The sequence below is a fragment of the Asaia sp. As-1742 genome (genome assembly GCF_011753235.1).
Taxonomy (GTDB): Bacteria; Pseudomonadota; Alphaproteobacteria; order Acetobacterales; family Acetobacteraceae; genus Asaia; species Asaia bogorensis_B.
Genome location: NZ_VWWA01000004.1, coordinates 332,076 through 348,197 on the forward strand (window position 1 = coordinate 332,076; position 16,122 = coordinate 348,197).

A 16,122-nucleotide genomic window follows, 5' to 3' on the forward strand; every position below is an offset into this window, starting at 1 on the left:
TTTCCGATGACCTTAAACCTCGTCTCACACCGCACCCTCCTGTTGCGCGGTATTCCTCTTCTGATGCTCGGTGCGATGCTGGCCGGATGCAATGACACGCGCGATCTGGCGCCGCAGAGTGCCGATCACGCCTGGCATCCCCACGGGGCGACGGGTCTCACCCTGCCGCCCAACATACGCAATCCTTCTCCCGACTGGCCAACAGGCAAGGGTGTCGGAGGGGCATCGTCCGGCGCTGGCCATGCGCAGCATGCCTTGCCGGAGGGACAGGATCATGTGTTGTCACTGCCGCAGCTGATCGATCTGGCTGAGCGCAACAACCCGCGCACGCGCATTGCGTGGGAGAGCGCGCGGCAGGCGGCCATCGGTGTCGGCATGTCGCGTGCCGCCATGCTGCCGCAGCTTACTTTTTCGGCCATGGGCGGTTTCCAGCGCATGGCCCTGCCCCTGCCCAATTATCTGTCGAGCCGCGGTTACCTCACATCGAATGGCGCAGCGGCGTTCCCCAAGCTTGAGCTTGATTATCTGCTTCTCGATTTTGGCCGCACGCGGGCCAGGAGCAATGAAGCGAAATTCCAGACGCTTGCCGCCAATTTCGGGTTTTCGGCGGTTCATCAGCAACTCATTCTGGATGTGATCAGCGCGTATCACAGCCAGCAGGCGGCGCAGGCCATTGTTGCGGCCTCTCATCATGCCGTGGATAATATGGCGCTTTTGCTGCGTGCTGCGCAGTCGCGTCATGAGCATGGCGAGGCAACGATCGTCGACGTGGCTACGGCGCAGCGCAACCTGGCCCAGGCACGTTTCGATCTGGACAAGGCGGTCGATGCCGAGCATGGCGCCCATCATGCCCTGCTGGAGGTAACCGGCCTGCCTGCCACCCTGCCGCTTGAGATAGAGCCGATGCCTGTACAGGCCCTGCCCCAGAGTTCTCCGGGTCAGATCAGGCAGCTTGTGGATCAGGCTCTAGCGTCCCGGCCCGACCTTCTGGCCGATATTGCCAGGTTGCGCGCGTCCGACGAAGCCATTGCGGAATCCAAGGCCGCGCTTTTGCCCCGTATTGCGTTCGCCGGAACAATGTCAGGCTATCTGGGGGCGCTCAAGACCTATGGCACGGGTCGCTCGGCGCCGGCCTCGGCCATTGCACAGCCGGAAGCCGGGGCTTTTCTTCAGGTCAGCTGGCCAATCTATCAGGGGGGCTTGCGAGCCAATGCCATCCACATGGCGCAGTCGCAGCATGATGCAGCCGAGGCGACCCTTCTCAAGGATCGTCTGAGCGTCGAGCGACAGGTGGCTGATAGTCAGGATGCGCTCGAAACGGCACTTGCCCAGGTAAAATCTGCCCGTGTTCTGAACGATGCTGCCCGCACGGCCAATGAAGGAGCCAGTCAGGCCTATGCGCATGGGGTTGGCACCATGACGGATGCGTCTACAGCAGCTGCGGCCCTGTTCGAGGCGCAGGCATCGCTTGCCGTGAGTGTTGCTCAGGCGTTTACCAAGGCGGCAGCGCTGGCCCATGCCACCGGGCAGCTTGATCTGGCGAACAACATGCCCGACGACATGAATACGGCGGCGCCCCGGTGAGCGCCCCGGTGAGCACAGTGGAAGAGAGCCTGACTCTGGGACGCATGATGGGGCTGATTGCCCGGCGCTGGCGGCAGATCCTCGATGTCAGGCTACGCCCGCATGATCTGACCGATGCGACGTGGCAGCCCCTGCTGGAATTGCAGCGATATGGTCGCCCCATGCACCCCAAGGAAATTGCCGAAGCCCTTCTGCTCGACAAATCCTCCATGGTGCGCATCCTCCGCACGCTCGAGGAAAAGGGCTTCATAACCCGCGAGCCCGATGAGGCAGACCGACGGGCCTTTTACGTGCAGATCACTCCGGAAGGTGCCAGGCGCCTCGATGAAGTCCTGCGCTTCTCGCGGGCCATCGAGCAGACCGTTACCGACGGGATCGATGCCGAGGAACTGGCGATTACCCGCAGAGTAATCGCCCGGATTCACAGCCGGCTGAACGGCCCCGGTCTGGACTAGTCCGGCCAGGATCAACCGGCTTTGGGTTGGGTGAGCCCTGATCGCGTGGCTCGGGTCTCACCTGGCCTGCGAGAGTGTTCAGGCCTCGCTTTCCAGAACAGCCTTGAGAGCGGCCAGGGTCAGACGCACCTTGTGCTGCTCGGCATTGTAGCCCATCGCGCCCAGACGCCAGATCTTGCCCACCAGCGGACCAAATGCGGTGCCGATCTCGATCTGGTATTCGTCGCGCATACGGGCCCGCACACGCTCGCCATCAATGCCTTCAGGGATATAAACCCCGGTGACATTGCTCATGCGATACGCGTCCTGACCGTAGAGCGTCAGGCCAAGACCACGCAGCCCTTCAGACATCGCCTTGCCAGCAGCCACATGACGGGCGAAGCGGTTCTCCAGCCCCTCTTCAAGCACCAGACGGGCACATTCGCGTGCGGCGTAGAGCATCGACGTGGCTTCGGTATGGTGGTTCAGGCGCTTTTCGGACCAGTAATCCATGACCATGGCGAGGTCGAAATAGTTCGAACGGATGAACGGTCGTGTACCATCGCTGATGTCATCACGACGAATACCGCTCTCGACCTTGCGGCGTGAGAAAATGAACTCGGCAGCCCGGTCAGAGATCGTGATGGGTGCGCTGCCCGGCGGGCCGCCCATGCATTTCTGCAGGCCAGCCGAGACCACGTCGATCTGCCATTCATCGGTGCGGACCGGCATACCACCGAGTGTCGCTGTGGCATCGACATAGGAAAGGGCACCATAGCGGCGGCAGAGTGCGCCGACGCCTTCAAGCGGCTGCGCCGTGGTGGTGGAGGTGTCGCCATGAATGGCGGCAAACACGGCGGGACGATGCTCGGCTAGTGCGGCCTCGATCTGATCGAGCGTGGCCACCTGACCCCATTCCAGATCGATCGTGGCAATCTCGGCACCAAGGCGCTCGGCAATCTCGCCCAGCAACATACCAAAACGCCCGGAGCGGATGAGCAGAACCTTGGCGCCCGGCTCGATCAATGACGTCAGGGCAGCCTCGATACCGGCGCGGGCTGAGCCATCGATCAGGAATGTCCAGCGGTTTTCGGTCATGAATACCTGACGATAGAGCGCCATCGTCTGGTTCATGTAATCGGTCATCTCGGGATCGAACTGGCCGAGCATGTCCGCCCCCATGGCCCGCAGCACGCGCGGATGCACATTGATGGGGCCCGGCCCCATCAGAAGGCGCTGCGGCGGGTTGATCTCACCGAAAAAACTGCTCACATCGTTTCTCCAAGTCGCGTGACGAAGGTCACCAGGGCCTGATGCGCCGTCTCGACATCGGCGTCATCGACAGATTCTGCTGGGTTGTGGCTGATCCCGCCCTTGCAGCGGATGAACAGCATGGTCATGGGGGCGAGATTGGCCATGATCATGGCATCATGCCCGGCCTGGCTGAGCAGCATGGGGGGCGTGTTGCCCTGCCGTTCTTCCACGGCGCGGCCAAGGAGGGATGTCAGGCGTTCATCGCAAAGCGCGCCAGCCAGATCCTGTATGCGCTCGATATCGAGACGGATGCGCCTACGTGTACAGATGGCCTGCAGCGTGTCACTGACTTCCTGGGCAGCGCTTTCACGCACACCGGGTGTCACCGCCCTGATATCGATGGTCAGAGCGACCTTGCCCGGCACGATATTGGGGGCGCCGTTCTCGACAGTCAGCCAGCCCACTGTCGTCACCAGATCGACCGGGTCCTGTGCGCCGATGCGCTCGATGGCCGAAATTGCCTCGGCGGCGGCGGCCAAGGCATCGCGACGTTCGTGCATGGCGGTTCCGGCGTGGTCTGCCTCGCCTGTCAGTGTGACGCGAAAGCGATATTGAGAGGCGATGCCCCGCACCAGGCCGAGCGGCAGACTGGCGCGCTCCAGATGGGGGGCCTGCTCGATATGCGCTTCGATATAGGCGAAGACGTTCTGCCGTCTGGCGGTATGAAAGCGCGAGACATCCAGCCCCCAGTCCGCAAGGGCCTGACGCAGTGACACGCCATCGCGATCGGTGATGCTGTCATCGATCTGCTGCTTCATGCCGGCAGCAGAGCGCGAGCCCATCATATAGGTGGGGAAACGGGAGCCTTCCTCATCTCCGAAGCCGATGACCTCAAGCGCAAAAGGCAGTCTGAGGCCGCGCTCGTTGAAATAGGCCACGGTCTCGATGCCGAGCAACACACCGAGCATGCCGTCATAGCGCCCACCATCACGCACGCTGTCCACATGCGAGCCGATCAGCAGAACGGGTGCGTCGGGTGTCACACCCGCATAATGCCCGACGAGGTTTCCCACGGCATCGGTTTCAACACTCATGCCCGCCTGGTCCATCCACTGGGCCAGTCTGCCAATCGTGGCCCTGTGCGCCGGGCCGAGATAGGGGCGAAAGAGTCCGTCACTCTGGTCGCTATAGGGAACGATACCGAGTTCGTCGCAACGCGCCCGGGCACGGGCGCCGCCTGCCTGAATGTCCATGATCTGGGTCATGTATACAAGCATGTCCCATGCGAAGCCGAAAAACAATGGAAAGCTGTCCCACAGGAAAGATTCCGTTTCGTCGCGGCCCCATCGGCGTTGCGAGGCGCTTGAATATGGAGGCAATCATGGTGGGGTTATGAGCGTGCTCGACTTCGATACGGCTTGCGGCCGCGTGAAATCAGATCGGTTTGATACCGTCTTGCGGAAGAGCGATGGTAAGCCGCGTATCGTCGGTATAACCGGCCGATCCCCTGAACCGTATTGGCCGCGGGGTAGGAATCGTCGCTGCCGCGTATCGCGATGGCCGGGACGGGTAGTTGCGAGACTGGGGGAAAAGCGTCCCTCTCCGTAATGCATCCGACCGGAGAGGGGTAATGCGGCGCTCTGGCGCCAGACTACGAGCCAGAATGATCTGGCCGTAGGGAACCGAACCTGCCTCGCTGAAAAAGGGGCAGGTTCGGGACGTGTTCAGGCGCCCAGTTCGGCCTTGAGCTGGGGCAGGATCTCGAACAGATCGCCCACGAGGCCGTAATCGGCCACGTTGAAGATCGGGGCTTCGGGGTCCATGTTGATCGCCACGATTACCCGGCTGTCCTTCATGCCTGCCAGATGCTGGATGGCGCCTGAAAGACCGACAGCGATATAGAGATCAGGTGCCACGATCTTGCCGGTCTGACCGACCTGCATTTCGTTCGGGGCAAACCCGGCATCCACCGCCGCGCGCGACGCACCAATGGCAGCGCCCAGCTTGTCAGCCACAGGCTCGAGCAGCTTGAAATTGGCTGCATCCTTCAGGCCGCGCCCACCCGAGATCACCACACGAGCCGATTCCAGTTCGGGGCGGTCGGAATGAGTCAGCTCGATGCCAACATATTCGGCGTCTGGCACCTCGACCGCAGCAGAGACGGCTTCGATCGGCGCCGAGGCATCGCCCAGCTTGGCGGCTTCGAAATTGGCGTTACGCACGGTCAGCACCTTGATCGCATCGCGCGACCGCACGGTGGAGAGTGCGCTACCGGCATAGATCGGACGCACGAAGGTATCGGCGTCGATGATCTCGACCACTTCAGTGATCGGCTGCACATCCAGCAGACCAGCCACGCGGGGCAGGGTGTTCTTGCCATAAGCCGTCGCGGCGGAAACGATATGATCGTAATCCTTGGCGCGATCGGCAATCAGGGCGGCAATGCACTCGGCCAGATGCGGTGTGGAGTCCGCATGAAGAACGCGGGTGATCCCCTCGATCTTCGCGGCTTCCTGTGCGCCTTCTGCGCCGATCAGCAGCACATCGACAGCACCGAAATGGCGGGCTGCGGCAACGGCAGAAAGGCTTGCCTTCTTGATGGCGTTGCCTTCGGCTTCGATCAGAACCAGAGTTGTCATGATCAGATCACCTTCGCTTCGTCACGCAGCTTGCCAACCAGCTCGGCAACGCTTGATACCTTGATACCGGCCTGACGCACGGGCGGCTCGACCACCTTGACTGTTTCCAGACGCGGCGTGATGTCCACGCCCAGCGTATCGGCAGCGATGGTCTCGAGCGGCTTCTTCTTGGCCTTCATGATGTTGGGCATGGTGGCGTAGCGCGGCTCGTTGAGGCGCAGATCGGTGGTGACCACGGCCGGGAGTGCCAGACGCACTGTTTCGAGCCCGCCATCGGCCTCACGCACCACAGTGATGCGCCCGTCCTCGACGGCAACCGAGCTGGCAAACGTGCCCTGCGGCCAGTTGAGGCGTGCTGCCAGGATCTGGCCGGTCGCATTCATGTCGTCATCAATGGCCTGCTTGCCCATGATGACCAGACCGGGATTTTCGCGATCCACAATGGTCTTGAGCAGCTTGGCGACAGCCAGCGGCTCCAGTTCGGCATCGGTCTGCACCAGAATGGCACGATCGGCACCCATGGCCATGGCCGTACGCAGAACGGGCTGGGCCTCGGCCACGCCGATGGTCACCACCACGATTTCGGAGGCAGCGCCTTTTTCGCGAAGCCTGACGGCTTCTTCGACAGCAATTTCATCGAAGGGATTCATCGACATCTTCACGCCTTGCGTGTCGACGCCGCTGTTATCGGCCTTGACGCGGGGCTTGATGTTGTAATCCACCACCCGCTTGACCGGGACCACTATCTTCATCTGTTTCTCGCCGATCCTGGAATTTGTCGTCAGGGTTCATACCTTATTGCGACTCAAAATCACATACCGACAGGATAATTCGGTCCACCGGCCCCTTCGGGCACACACCAGTCGATATTCTGCGTCGGATCCTTGATGTCGCAGGTTTTGCAGTGCACGCAGTTCTGCGCGTTGATCTGCAGGCGCATGGTGCTGTTTTCCTCCAGCGCCTCATACACACCGGCCGGGCAGTAGCGGCTTTCAGGTGAGCGGAAAATGCCCCAGTTGACCGGCAGCCATTTCGACGGGTCACGCAGCTTCAGATGGACCGGCTGGTCCTCCTCATGATTGGTGCCCGACAGGAACACCGATGAGGTGAGGTCGAAGGTCAGCGTGCCATCCGGCTTCGGATAGGCAATGGGCTTGCACTGCTCGGCAGGCTTGAGCGCTTCATGATCCGTATGACGGAAATGCAGCGTCCAGGGCGCGCGGCCACGGAAAATCAGGCTGTCGATCCCGGCATAGAGCGCGCCAAGGCGATTACCCCAGCGGGCAAAGGCGGGGCGCACATTGCGGGCCTCGAACAACTCCTTGAACAGCCAGGAACTCTTGAAACGGCGCGTATAGCTCGTGGCCTCGCAGGGGCCTTCGCCCCCCAGCGCCTCGGCCACGGCCTCGGCGGCCAACATGCCGGATTTCATCGCCGTATGCGTGCCCTTGATCTTGGGCATGTTCAGGAAGCCTGCGGAATCACCCGCCAGGACGCCACCCGGAAAGGACAGACGCGGCAGGGACTGGAAGCCACCCTCTGACAAGGCGCGCGCGCCATAGATCAGACGGCGACCGCCTTCGAGATGCTTCGCAAATTCAGGATGGGTCTTGAGGCGCTGCATCTCCTGAAAGGGAGAGAGCCAGGTATTGCTGTAATCCAGCCCGGTGACAAAACCGTAGGAGACGAGGTTTTCGCCAAAATGATAGAGCCAGGCGCCGCCATAGGTGCCGTCATCCATCGGCCAGCCAAAGCTGTGCTGTACGAAGCCGGGTTTGTGCTTCTCGGCGGGAATTTCCCAGACTTCCTTGATGCCCAGCCCATAGGTCTGTGGGTCCACACCCTGACGCAGATTGAACTGCTTCATGACGCGCTGGCTGATCGAGCCGCGCACGCCCTCGGTCATGATGGTCTGTTTTGCCCGCAGGATCATGCCGGGTGCGAAGTTCGGCCCTTGCTCGCCCTCACGCGTGATGCCCATATCACCGGTGATGACACCGCATAGGCGGCCTTCTTCGATATAGGGTTCGGCGGCGGCAAAGCCGGGGTAGATCTCGACGCCCATATCCTCGGCCTGGGCGCCGAGCCAGCGGCAGACCTCGCCCAGCGACACGACATAATTGCCGTGATTGGCCATGGCGGGCATGAGCTTGTCGATGAAGGGTATGGCGAAGCCGCGCTTTTCGGTCAGGAAAAGCACTTTTTCTTCCGTCACCGGGGTTTTCAGCGGCGCGCCGCGTTCCTGCCAGTCGGGGAAGAGCTCGGCCAGGGCGCGAGGTTCGATCACCGCACCCGAGACGATATGCGCCCCGATTTCGCTGCCTTTTTCAACAAGGCAAATTGTGGCTTCCGGCATGAGTTGACGCAGTCGGATGGCGGCGGAAAGGCCGGCGGGCCCTCCGCCGACGATCACCACGTCGAATTCCATTTCCTCGCGTTCGATTTGCGTGCTCATGCGGTGTTCCGATCCAACTCGGTATCAGGCACCGCGGCGCGTGAACGTCCAGTAGAACGGCACGCGGCCTTCGCGGTAGGCCTTGGCTTCATAGCGTGTGGGTGACCAGCCTTCGGGGCGCTCGCCTTTGGCAGGCGGGGGCGCATCGAACAGATCCTGCGCGCCCATGATCTCGAACACCCAGTCCTGATAGACGGGATGATCGCTCGCAACGCGCCAGACGGCGCCAGGCTTCAACAGGCGGCCCAGTTCGCGAATATTCTCCGGGTGGATGAAGCGACGCTTGGCATGGCGTGCCTTGGGCCACGGATCGGGGAACATCAGATAGGCGCGGTCGAGGCAGCCGTCGGGCAGGGATTTCAGCAGCTGACGCGCATCATCGGGCCAGATACGGAAATGATCCGGCGGGGTGATCGTGTCCTCTTCGCCTTCCGGCACGATGCGGGACATGAGCGAGCACAGCCCGTTCTCGAAAACCTCGGCGGCAATATAGCCGACATCCGGATTGCGCTGTGACTGATCGAGCGCATGTTCGCCGCCGCCGAACCCGATTTCAAGCCAGACGCCCTGAACAGGAGCGCCAGTGAAGGCGGCCTGCGGAGCAGCGGCCTGATCGGGGTTCAGACGGAGCCTGGGCAGTGCCTCGTCGAGAAGGCGCTGCTGGCGGGCGCGGAGCGGGTGCCCGCGCTGGCGGCCATAAAGCCGCTCAGGCTGGGACTTGAGAGAGGTGTCAGACAGTTGGGGACCTCAGCGGTTGAGGGCACCGCGCAGCGAGCTGACCAGATCGGTCTGCTCCCACGTGAAGTTGTCCAGCACCGGATCGGGCACGCGACCGAAATGGCCATAGGCCGATGTCGGCACATAGATCGGACGGTTCAGGCGCAGATGCTTGCGGATGCCGCGCGGCGACAGATCGACCATTTCGTTCAGCAGCTTGCCGAGACGGGCTTCGTCGATATCCTTGCCCGTGCCATCGAGATCCACATAGACCGAGAGCGGCTTGGACACGCCAATGGCGTAGCTGAGCTGGATGGTGCAGCGATCGGAAAGACCGGCAGCAACCACGTTCTTGGCCAGGTAGCGCGCGGCATAGGCAGCCGAACGGTCAACCTTGGTGGGGTCCTTGCCCGAGAAGGCGCCGCCGCCATGGGGGGCTGCACCACCGTAGGTGTCGACAATGATCTTGCGACCCGTCAGGCCGGCATCGCCATCGGGACCACCGATCACGAAGTTACCCGTCGGATTGACGTAGAATTCTTCTTCCGGGCACATCCAGCCTTCCGGCAGGACTTCACGAACCACTTCGCGCAGCATTTCGCGAATGGTGTTCTGGCGCATGCCTTCGATATGCTGCGTCGAGATCACGACCGACGTCGCGCCAACGGGCTTGCCATCAACATAACGCAGCGTGACCTGGCTCTTGGCATCCGGCAGCAGGCCGACGCCCAGAGCATGGCCGCTCTTGCGGTAGTCACGAACCTTCTCGAGGATCGACTGCGCGTAATAGAGCGGGGCCGGCATCAGGTGCTCGGTCTCGCGGGTGGCGAAGCCGAACATGATGCCCTGGTCGCCTGCGCCTTCGTCCTTCTCGCCAGCGCTATCGACGCCAACAGCGATGTCGGCGGACTGCGCATGCAGCAGGGAGGTGATTTCAGCGTTCTTCCAGGAGAAACCTTCCTGGTCGTAACCGATATCCTTGATGGCGTGTCGGGCGCGCTCGATCAGCAATTCGCTGGTGATCGAAGTCGGACCACGAACTTCACCGGCCAGAACGACACGGTTGGTGGTGCAGAGGGTTTCGCACGCAACGCGGGCTTCCGGGTCTGCTTCCAGATAGGCGTCCAGAACGGTATCGCTGATGCGGTCAGAGACCTTGTCCGGATGACCTTCAGAAACGGATTCCGATGTGAAGAGAAATTCGCCGTAGTTACGCACTCAGGGACCTCGCAGGGAATGAGTGAAAGAAAGGAGTACGGACGTGCGACAACCTGCGCCCGACCCGCAAGAGAGGGCTGTCCTTAGAGGCATACAGCCGCAGGGGTCAAGCGTTTGTTATGTTTCAGACGCAAGGCAGGCCCGTTTCAGCCGCCGAATATTTCCGTCATCTCATATAACCCGGCAGGTTTACCTGCCACAAAGCGGGCAGCCTTTACAGCACCCTGGGCAAAGACCCGTCGGTCGAAGGCACGATGCGACAGGGTGATCTGTTCCGTACCCGAAGTCAGGATCAGGCTGTGCTCGCCCACAATCTGCCCGGCCCGCAGTGAGGCAAAACCGATAGCCTCCTCACCCCGTACGCCTGAGCGATTGACTTCCATGACGTCGTTCAGTGCGACACCACGGCCCTCGGCAAGGCGCTCACCAATGGCGAGGGCCGTGCCGGACGGGGCGTCGCGTTTCTGACGGTGATGCGTTTCCAGGATTTCAGCATCATATTCATGGGCCGGCAGTCTGGCGCCGAGCTGACGTGCCAGATCGAGCAACATGGTCAGGCCGGGTGCGAAATTGGCAGCCCGCAGCACCGGGATCCGCGTTGCGGCTGCGCGGATGGCCAGTTCTTCCGCGGCGCCGAACCCTGTTGTCCCGATCACCCAGCCGCAGCCGGCCTGCGCGAAGGCTTCAGCATTGGCCAGTATCGCAGTCGGGCTGCTGACATCGATCACAACATCGCTGCACGCCGCCAGCTGAGCCGGATCTGTCATGATACGCTTCTGCGGATCGGCCTTGCGTGCCAGCCCACCGGAGAGCTCAAGCCCGGATGCCGCGACTTCCTCGACGCAAAGCGCCCCGAGGCGACCGGTGATACCTGCAATGCCGATACGCATGGCTCTTACTTCCCTTCGAAGAAGTCCTTGACCTTGGCGAAGAACCCCGTGTGCTCGGGATTGGCCTTTTCCTGCTCCTGCGCCTCACCAGCCTCTGCCTCGAAAGCCTCGAGAAGTTCTTTCTGGCGGGCGTTGAGGTGATGCGGTGTCTCCACGGCAACCTGGATATACATATCACCCCGTGCGCTGGAACGCAGCACCGAGAAGCCCTTGCCACGCAGGCGGAAATTCTCGCCCGATTGGGTGCCGGCGGGAATCTTCACCTTGGCGCGGCTGCCGTCGATGACAGGCACCTCGATTTCCGTACCGAGCGCCGCCTGCGTCATGCGAAGCGGCACGCGGCAATAGATGTTGGCGCCATCGCGCTGGAAGATATCGCTGCCACCAACCGCGACATGCACATAGAGATCGCCCGGCTGGATACCGCTGCCACCGGCTTCGCCCTCGCCCGTCAGGCGGATGCGTGTGCCATCTTCCACGCCGGCGGGAATGGGAACCTCGATCGAACGCGTCTGCTCGGTTGTGCCGCTTCCCTTGCAGCTTTTGCAGGGATTGCGCACGACCTTGCCCGAGCCCTTGCAGGTGGGGCAGGGACGCTCGACGAGAAAAAAGCCCTGCTGTGCACGCACGGCACCCGCGCCATGACAGGTTGGGCAGGTCACATCGCCGGGGTTGCTGTCAGCCGATCCCGTACCATGGCAGCTTTCGCAGGCAACGCGGGTACGGATCTCGACCGGCTTCTTGACGCCTTCATAGGCCTCGGAAAGCGAGATTTCGACCTGAACCTGAATGTCGTTGCCGGTGCGACGACGACCGCCACCACGACGGCCCCCCATCATGTCGCCAAACATTTCGAAGATGTCATCGAGGCCACCGCCGCCGAATCCGCCCCCGAAACCACCGCCGCCCATACCGCCATTTTCAAAGGCAGCATGACCGAAGCGGTCATAGGCAGCGCGCTTCTGTTCGTCTTTCAGAACATCATAGGCTTCGTTGATTTCCTTGAACTTGTGCTCGGCTGTTTCATCGCCCGGATTACGGTCGGGGTGAAAGCGCATGGCCTGCTTGCGATAGGCCTTTTTGAGCTCATCGGCAGAGGCTGTGCGGGAGACTTCAAGAACAGCGTAGAAATCGATCTTGGTGGCCATGGGAGTCCTCGTCAGGAGATCCAGGGATCAGAATATGCGGCCTGTAATGACCAGCGGGGGCAATCAAAGCAACGCGGATAAAAACCGCGCCGGGCTGAACGGCGAAACGCCCGCCCTTCCCTCAGGAAGGACGGGCGTCAAAAGCATCGAGCCTCTGGAGGGGCAAACCCCTCCTCGGGGAGATCAGTGCTTCTTGCTGTCGTCCACGTCCTCGAAATCGGCATCGACGACGTTTTCGTCCTTGGCAGCATGGGCCTCGCCACCAGCGGCACCCTCTTCAGCCTGAGACTGGGCATAGACAGCCTGACCGATCTTCATGGCAGCCTGGGTCAGACGCTCGGTCGCCGATTTCAGAGCCTCAAGATCCGTGCCGTTCATGGCTTCACGGGTCGCAGCCACTGCCGATTCCGCCTCGGCCTTGTCAGCTGCCGGAACCTTGTCGCCAGCTTCGGTCAGCGACTTTTCAGTCTGATGGATCAGGGCCTCGGCGCTGTTGCGCTGCTCGACCATCTCGCGCTTGGCCTTGTCTGCCGTGGCATTGGCCTCGGCTTCCTTCACCATACGGTCGATATCGGCATCGTTCAGACCACCAGAAGCCTGGATCTTGATCTGCTGTTCCTTGTTGGTCGCCTTGTCCTTGGCCGACACGTTGACGATACCGTTGGCATCGATGTCGAACGTGACTTCGATCTGCGGCACGCCACGCGGAGCCGGAGCAATCCCGGTGAGGTCGAAATTACCGAGCAGCTTGTTGTCTGCCGCCATTTCGCGCTCACCCTGATAGACCTTGATGGTCACGGCGCTCTGGTTGTCATCGGCCGTCGAGAAGGTCTGGCTCTTCTTGGTCGGGATCGTCGTGTTGCGATCGATCAGACGGGTGAAGACACCGCCCAGCGTCTCGATGCCCAGCGAAAGCGGGGTCACGTCGAGGAGCAGAACATCCTTCACGTCGCCCTTGAGCACGGCGCCCTGAACAGCGGCACCAATAGCCACCACTTCGTCAGGGTTGACGTTGCGGGCGGGGTCCTTGCCGAAGAACTGCTTCACGGTCTCGATGACCTTCGGCATACGCGTCATGCCACCGACGAGAATGACTTCGTCGATTTCAGCCGGGGTAACCGAGGCATCCTTGAGCGCGGCGCGGCACGGGCCGAGCGTACGCTGCACCAGATCCTCGACCAGGCTTTCCAGCTTGGCGCGGCTCAGCTTGACCACGAGATGCTTCGGACCCGAGGCATCAGCCGTGATGAAGGGCAGGTTGATTTCGGTTTCCTTGGAGGAGGAAAGCTCGATCTTGGCCTTCTCGGCGGCTTCCTTGAGACGCTGCAGAGCCAGCTTGTCGCCGCGCAGGTCGATGCCCTGGTCGCGCTTGAACTCGTCTGCGAGGTAGCCAATGATGCGGTTATCGAAGTCCTCACCACCAAGGAAGGTGTCACCGTTGGTGGACTTCACTTCGATCACGCCATCGGAGATCTCGAGGATCGACACGTCGAACGTGCCACCACCAAGGTCATAAACGGCCACCGTGCCGGAATCGCGCTTGCCAAGGCCATAGGCCAGAGCGGCAGCCGTCGGCTCGTTGATGATACGCAGCACTTCAAGACCGGCGATACGACCGGCATCGCGCGTTGCCTGACGCTGGGCGTCATTGAAGTAGGCCGGTACCGTGATGACGGCCTGGGAAACGGTCTCACCGAGATAGGCCTCGGCGGTTTCCTTCATCTTGCCCAGCACGAAAGCGGAGATCTGCGACGGGGCGTAGTTCTCGCCACGGGCGCGGACCCATGCATCGCCGTTATCGCCACGTACGATCTCGTACGGGACCATTTCCTTGTCCTTGGCGACGGTCGGGTCATCATAGCGACGGCCGATCAGACGCTTGACGGCATACAGCGTATCGGAAGGGTTGGTGACAGCCTGGCGCTTGGCGGCCTGTCCGACGAGACGCTCACCGTTGGCGGTGAAAGCGACCATGGACGGCGTGGTGCGTGCGCCTTCGCTGTTTTCGATGACCTTGGTCTCATCGCCTTCGCGGATCGCGACGCAAGAGTTCGTGGTGCCAAGGTCAATACCAATGACTTTGCTCATATTTCAGTCCTTTCAGCGGCGTCATCCGGCCCATTCAGGCACCGGGCAACGCCCTTGTTTTCGTCTCCCTGCCTCGGCAGGGGCGGGTTACAGATAAAATCTAGGAGCGCATGACGAGGGTTTCAAGCCTCATTCTGCGGCTTTGTTGCCGCCCTTCGCCACAACGACCATAGCGGGCTTAAGCAGACGGCCATTAAGCGTCCAGGTGGGGGTCCAGGCCTGCATTACCGTACCGTCCGCGTGTTCGTCGCTCGGCTGCTCGGCCATCGCCTGATGCAGATTGGCATCGAACACCTCGCCCACCGGATGCTGGCAGGTAATGCCATTGCGTTCCAGAATACCAAGGAAAGAGCGTTCCGTGCTCTCGAAGCCCTCGCGCAGCTTGGCGACGAGCCCTTCTTCACCTTCGGCCTTGGGCGGCAGGGAGGCAAGGCCACGCTGCAGGTTCTCAGCCGCTTCGACCACATCCTTGGCGAATTTCTGCACCGCATACTGGCGGGCATCTTCCACTTCGCGCTTGGCGCGGGTGCGGTAATTCTGCATCTCGGCTTCGGAGCGCATCCACTTGTCGCGGAATTCCTCAACCTGGGCTTCCAGCTCGGCAATGCGGGATTCAGGCGTCTGGCCTGCCGTATCGGGGGTGGCCTCTGCCGCTTCGGCGGTCTCGGGTGCCGGGGCGTCGTTCTGCGCGTCGTGCAGCGTGTTCTCAGTCGTCATCGTGGTCGCAACCTCGAAAAATCGGGCCCGGTCAGGCCGGGCAGCAAAAGGTCGGCTTCAGCGTACTCCCCCGCAACGGGGCGAGCATGACCGCCAGAAGCCACGGAAACACTCGGGTCGACCATCCAGCGATGTCCGACCGTTTTCGGCAGCCCCGTCTTGGGCGCAGCCGCGTGGTAAGATATAGGTGGCTGTGACAAGCCATATGCCAACCCCCCTTGGATTGGCAACAGGCAGAAATTGAAGGCGGATACATCGCGCATGGAGACGACAAAGCACACCATCGCCCTGGTGGATGATGACCGTAACATCCTCACTTCGGTCCAGATGACGCTGGAGGCCGAAGGGTTTGTTGTGCACGCCTATACCGATGGCGAAGCCGCCCTGCAGGGCATACTGGCGCGTCCTGTCAGTCTGGCGGTGCTGGACATCAAGATGCCGCGCATGGATGGTATGGAGTTGCTGCAGCGCCTGCGGGCGCGCTCATCCCTGCCGGTCATTTTCCTCTCCTCCAAGGATGAGGAACTGGACCAGCTCATGGGCCTGCGCCTTGGGGCGGATGACTACATCACCAAGCCTTTCTCGCAGCGCCTGCTGCTGGAGCGCATCCGCGCCCTGCTGCGCCGACAGGACGCCAGCCGCGCCGAGGGCAGCGGTACGTCAGGAGCGGGCGCCGCCATCGTGCGTGGCAGCCTCACCCTTGATGAGACACGCCATCAGTGCCTCTGGGCGGGGCAGGATATCATGCTGACCGTCACAGAATTCCTCCTGGTCAAGGCGCTGGCTCTTCGTCCGGGCATGGTGAAATCACGCGACCAGCTGATCGATGCGGCCTACGGTGAAAACATCTATGTGGATGACCGCACCATCGACAGTCACATCAAGCGCGTCCGCAAGAAGTTCAGGCAGATCGATGACAACTTCAATCAGATCGAGACCTTGTACGGCATAGGATATCGTTACAAGGAAGACTGAGCC

14 protein-coding genes are annotated in these 16,122 nt (G+C 61.6%); 3 read left to right on the top strand and 11 right to left on the bottom strand.

Going from position 1 to position 16,122, the window contains the following annotated elements:
• The first annotated feature begins 6 nt into the window (after positions 1–6).
• Complete coding sequence (locus F3J08_RS08810) at positions 7–1,584, top strand: TolC family protein (RefSeq protein ID WP_166929368.1); 1,578 nt, start codon at positions 7–9, stop codon at positions 1,582–1,584.
• The gene (locus F3J08_RS17175) at positions 1,581–2,039 is read left to right on the top strand and encodes a MarR family winged helix-turn-helix transcriptional regulator (RefSeq protein WP_062165576.1); all 459 of its coding nucleotides are present in this window, start codon (positions 1,581–1,583) and stop codon (positions 2,037–2,039) included. Before F3J08_RS08810 ends, F3J08_RS17175 begins: the two co-directional genes overlap by 4 nt.
• A 78-nt stretch (positions 2,040–2,117) precedes the next feature.
• Here the strand turns inward: F3J08_RS17175 and F3J08_RS08820 are convergent, their stop codons facing one another.
• The 11 genes from F3J08_RS08820 to F3J08_RS08870 all read right to left on the bottom strand — a co-directional run bounded on the left by F3J08_RS08820 (position 2,118) and on the right by F3J08_RS08870 (position 15,144).
• On the bottom strand, positions 2,118–3,245 hold the full coding sequence (locus F3J08_RS08820) for an alanine--glyoxylate aminotransferase family protein (protein WP_122038496.1): 1,128 nt from the start codon (positions 3,243–3,245) through the stop codon (positions 2,118–2,120).
• 41 nt (positions 3,246–3,286) lie between these two features.
• Positions 3,287–4,537 carry an allantoate amidohydrolase gene (locus tag F3J08_RS08825; protein ID WP_240149232.1) on the bottom strand — a complete coding sequence of 417 codons (1,251 nt, stop codon included), beginning with the start codon at positions 4,535–4,537 and terminating at the stop codon, positions 3,287–3,289.
• Between the two features lie 459 nt (positions 4,538–4,996).
• A complete protein-coding gene (locus F3J08_RS08830) occupies positions 4,997–5,911 on the bottom strand; it encodes an FAD-binding protein (protein WP_023978279.1) in 915 nt (304 codons plus the stop codon).
• A 2-nt stretch (positions 5,912–5,913) separates the two neighbouring features.
• Positions 5,914–6,663, bottom strand: a complete 750-nt coding sequence (locus F3J08_RS08835; protein WP_023978278.1) for an electron transfer flavoprotein subunit beta/FixA family protein — start codon at positions 6,661–6,663, stop codon at positions 5,914–5,916.
• Positions 6,664–6,722: 59 nt separating this feature from the next.
• Positions 6,723–8,366, bottom strand: a complete 1,644-nt coding sequence (locus F3J08_RS08840) for an electron transfer flavoprotein-ubiquinone oxidoreductase (RefSeq protein WP_205206840.1) — start codon at positions 8,364–8,366, stop codon at positions 6,723–6,725.
• Positions 8,367–8,390: 24 nt separating this feature from the next.
• The gene (locus tag F3J08_RS08845) at positions 8,391–9,104 is read right to left on the bottom strand and encodes a tRNA (guanosine(46)-N(7))-methyltransferase TrmB (RefSeq protein WP_166929540.1); all 714 of its coding nucleotides are present in this window, start codon (positions 9,102–9,104) and stop codon (positions 8,391–8,393) included.
• Positions 9,105–9,113: 9 nt separating this feature from the next.
• Positions 9,114–10,301, bottom strand: coding sequence for a methionine adenosyltransferase (gene metK / locus F3J08_RS08850; protein WP_166929370.1), 1,188 nt, complete (start codon positions 10,299–10,301; stop codon positions 9,114–9,116).
• A 146-nt stretch (positions 10,302–10,447) separates the two neighbouring features.
• Positions 10,448–11,191 (bottom strand): 4-hydroxy-tetrahydrodipicolinate reductase, encoded by a 744-nt coding sequence (gene dapB / locus F3J08_RS08855; protein ID WP_166929372.1) that lies wholly within the window; start codon positions 11,189–11,191, stop codon positions 10,448–10,450.
• A 5-nt stretch (positions 11,192–11,196) separates the two neighbouring features.
• A complete protein-coding gene (gene dnaJ, locus F3J08_RS08860; RefSeq protein ID WP_023978273.1) occupies positions 11,197–12,339 on the bottom strand; it encodes a molecular chaperone DnaJ in 1,143 nt (380 codons plus the stop codon).
• A gap of 183 nt (positions 12,340–12,522) precedes the next feature.
• Positions 12,523–14,427 (bottom strand): molecular chaperone DnaK, encoded by a 1,905-nt coding sequence (gene dnaK / locus F3J08_RS08865; RefSeq protein ID WP_166929374.1) that lies wholly within the window; start codon positions 14,425–14,427, stop codon positions 12,523–12,525.
• Between the two features lie 129 nt (positions 14,428–14,556).
• Positions 14,557–15,144 (bottom strand): nucleotide exchange factor GrpE, encoded by a 588-nt coding sequence (locus F3J08_RS08870; RefSeq protein WP_122038366.1) that lies wholly within the window; start codon positions 15,142–15,144, stop codon positions 14,557–14,559.
• Between the two features lie 261 nt (positions 15,145–15,405).
• On the opposite strand from F3J08_RS08870, the gene F3J08_RS08875 reads away from it, so the two are divergent.
• Complete coding sequence (locus F3J08_RS08875) at positions 15,406–16,119, top strand: response regulator transcription factor (RefSeq protein ID WP_023978270.1); 714 nt, start codon at positions 15,406–15,408, stop codon at positions 16,117–16,119.
• Positions 16,120–16,122 lie beyond the last annotated feature (3 nt).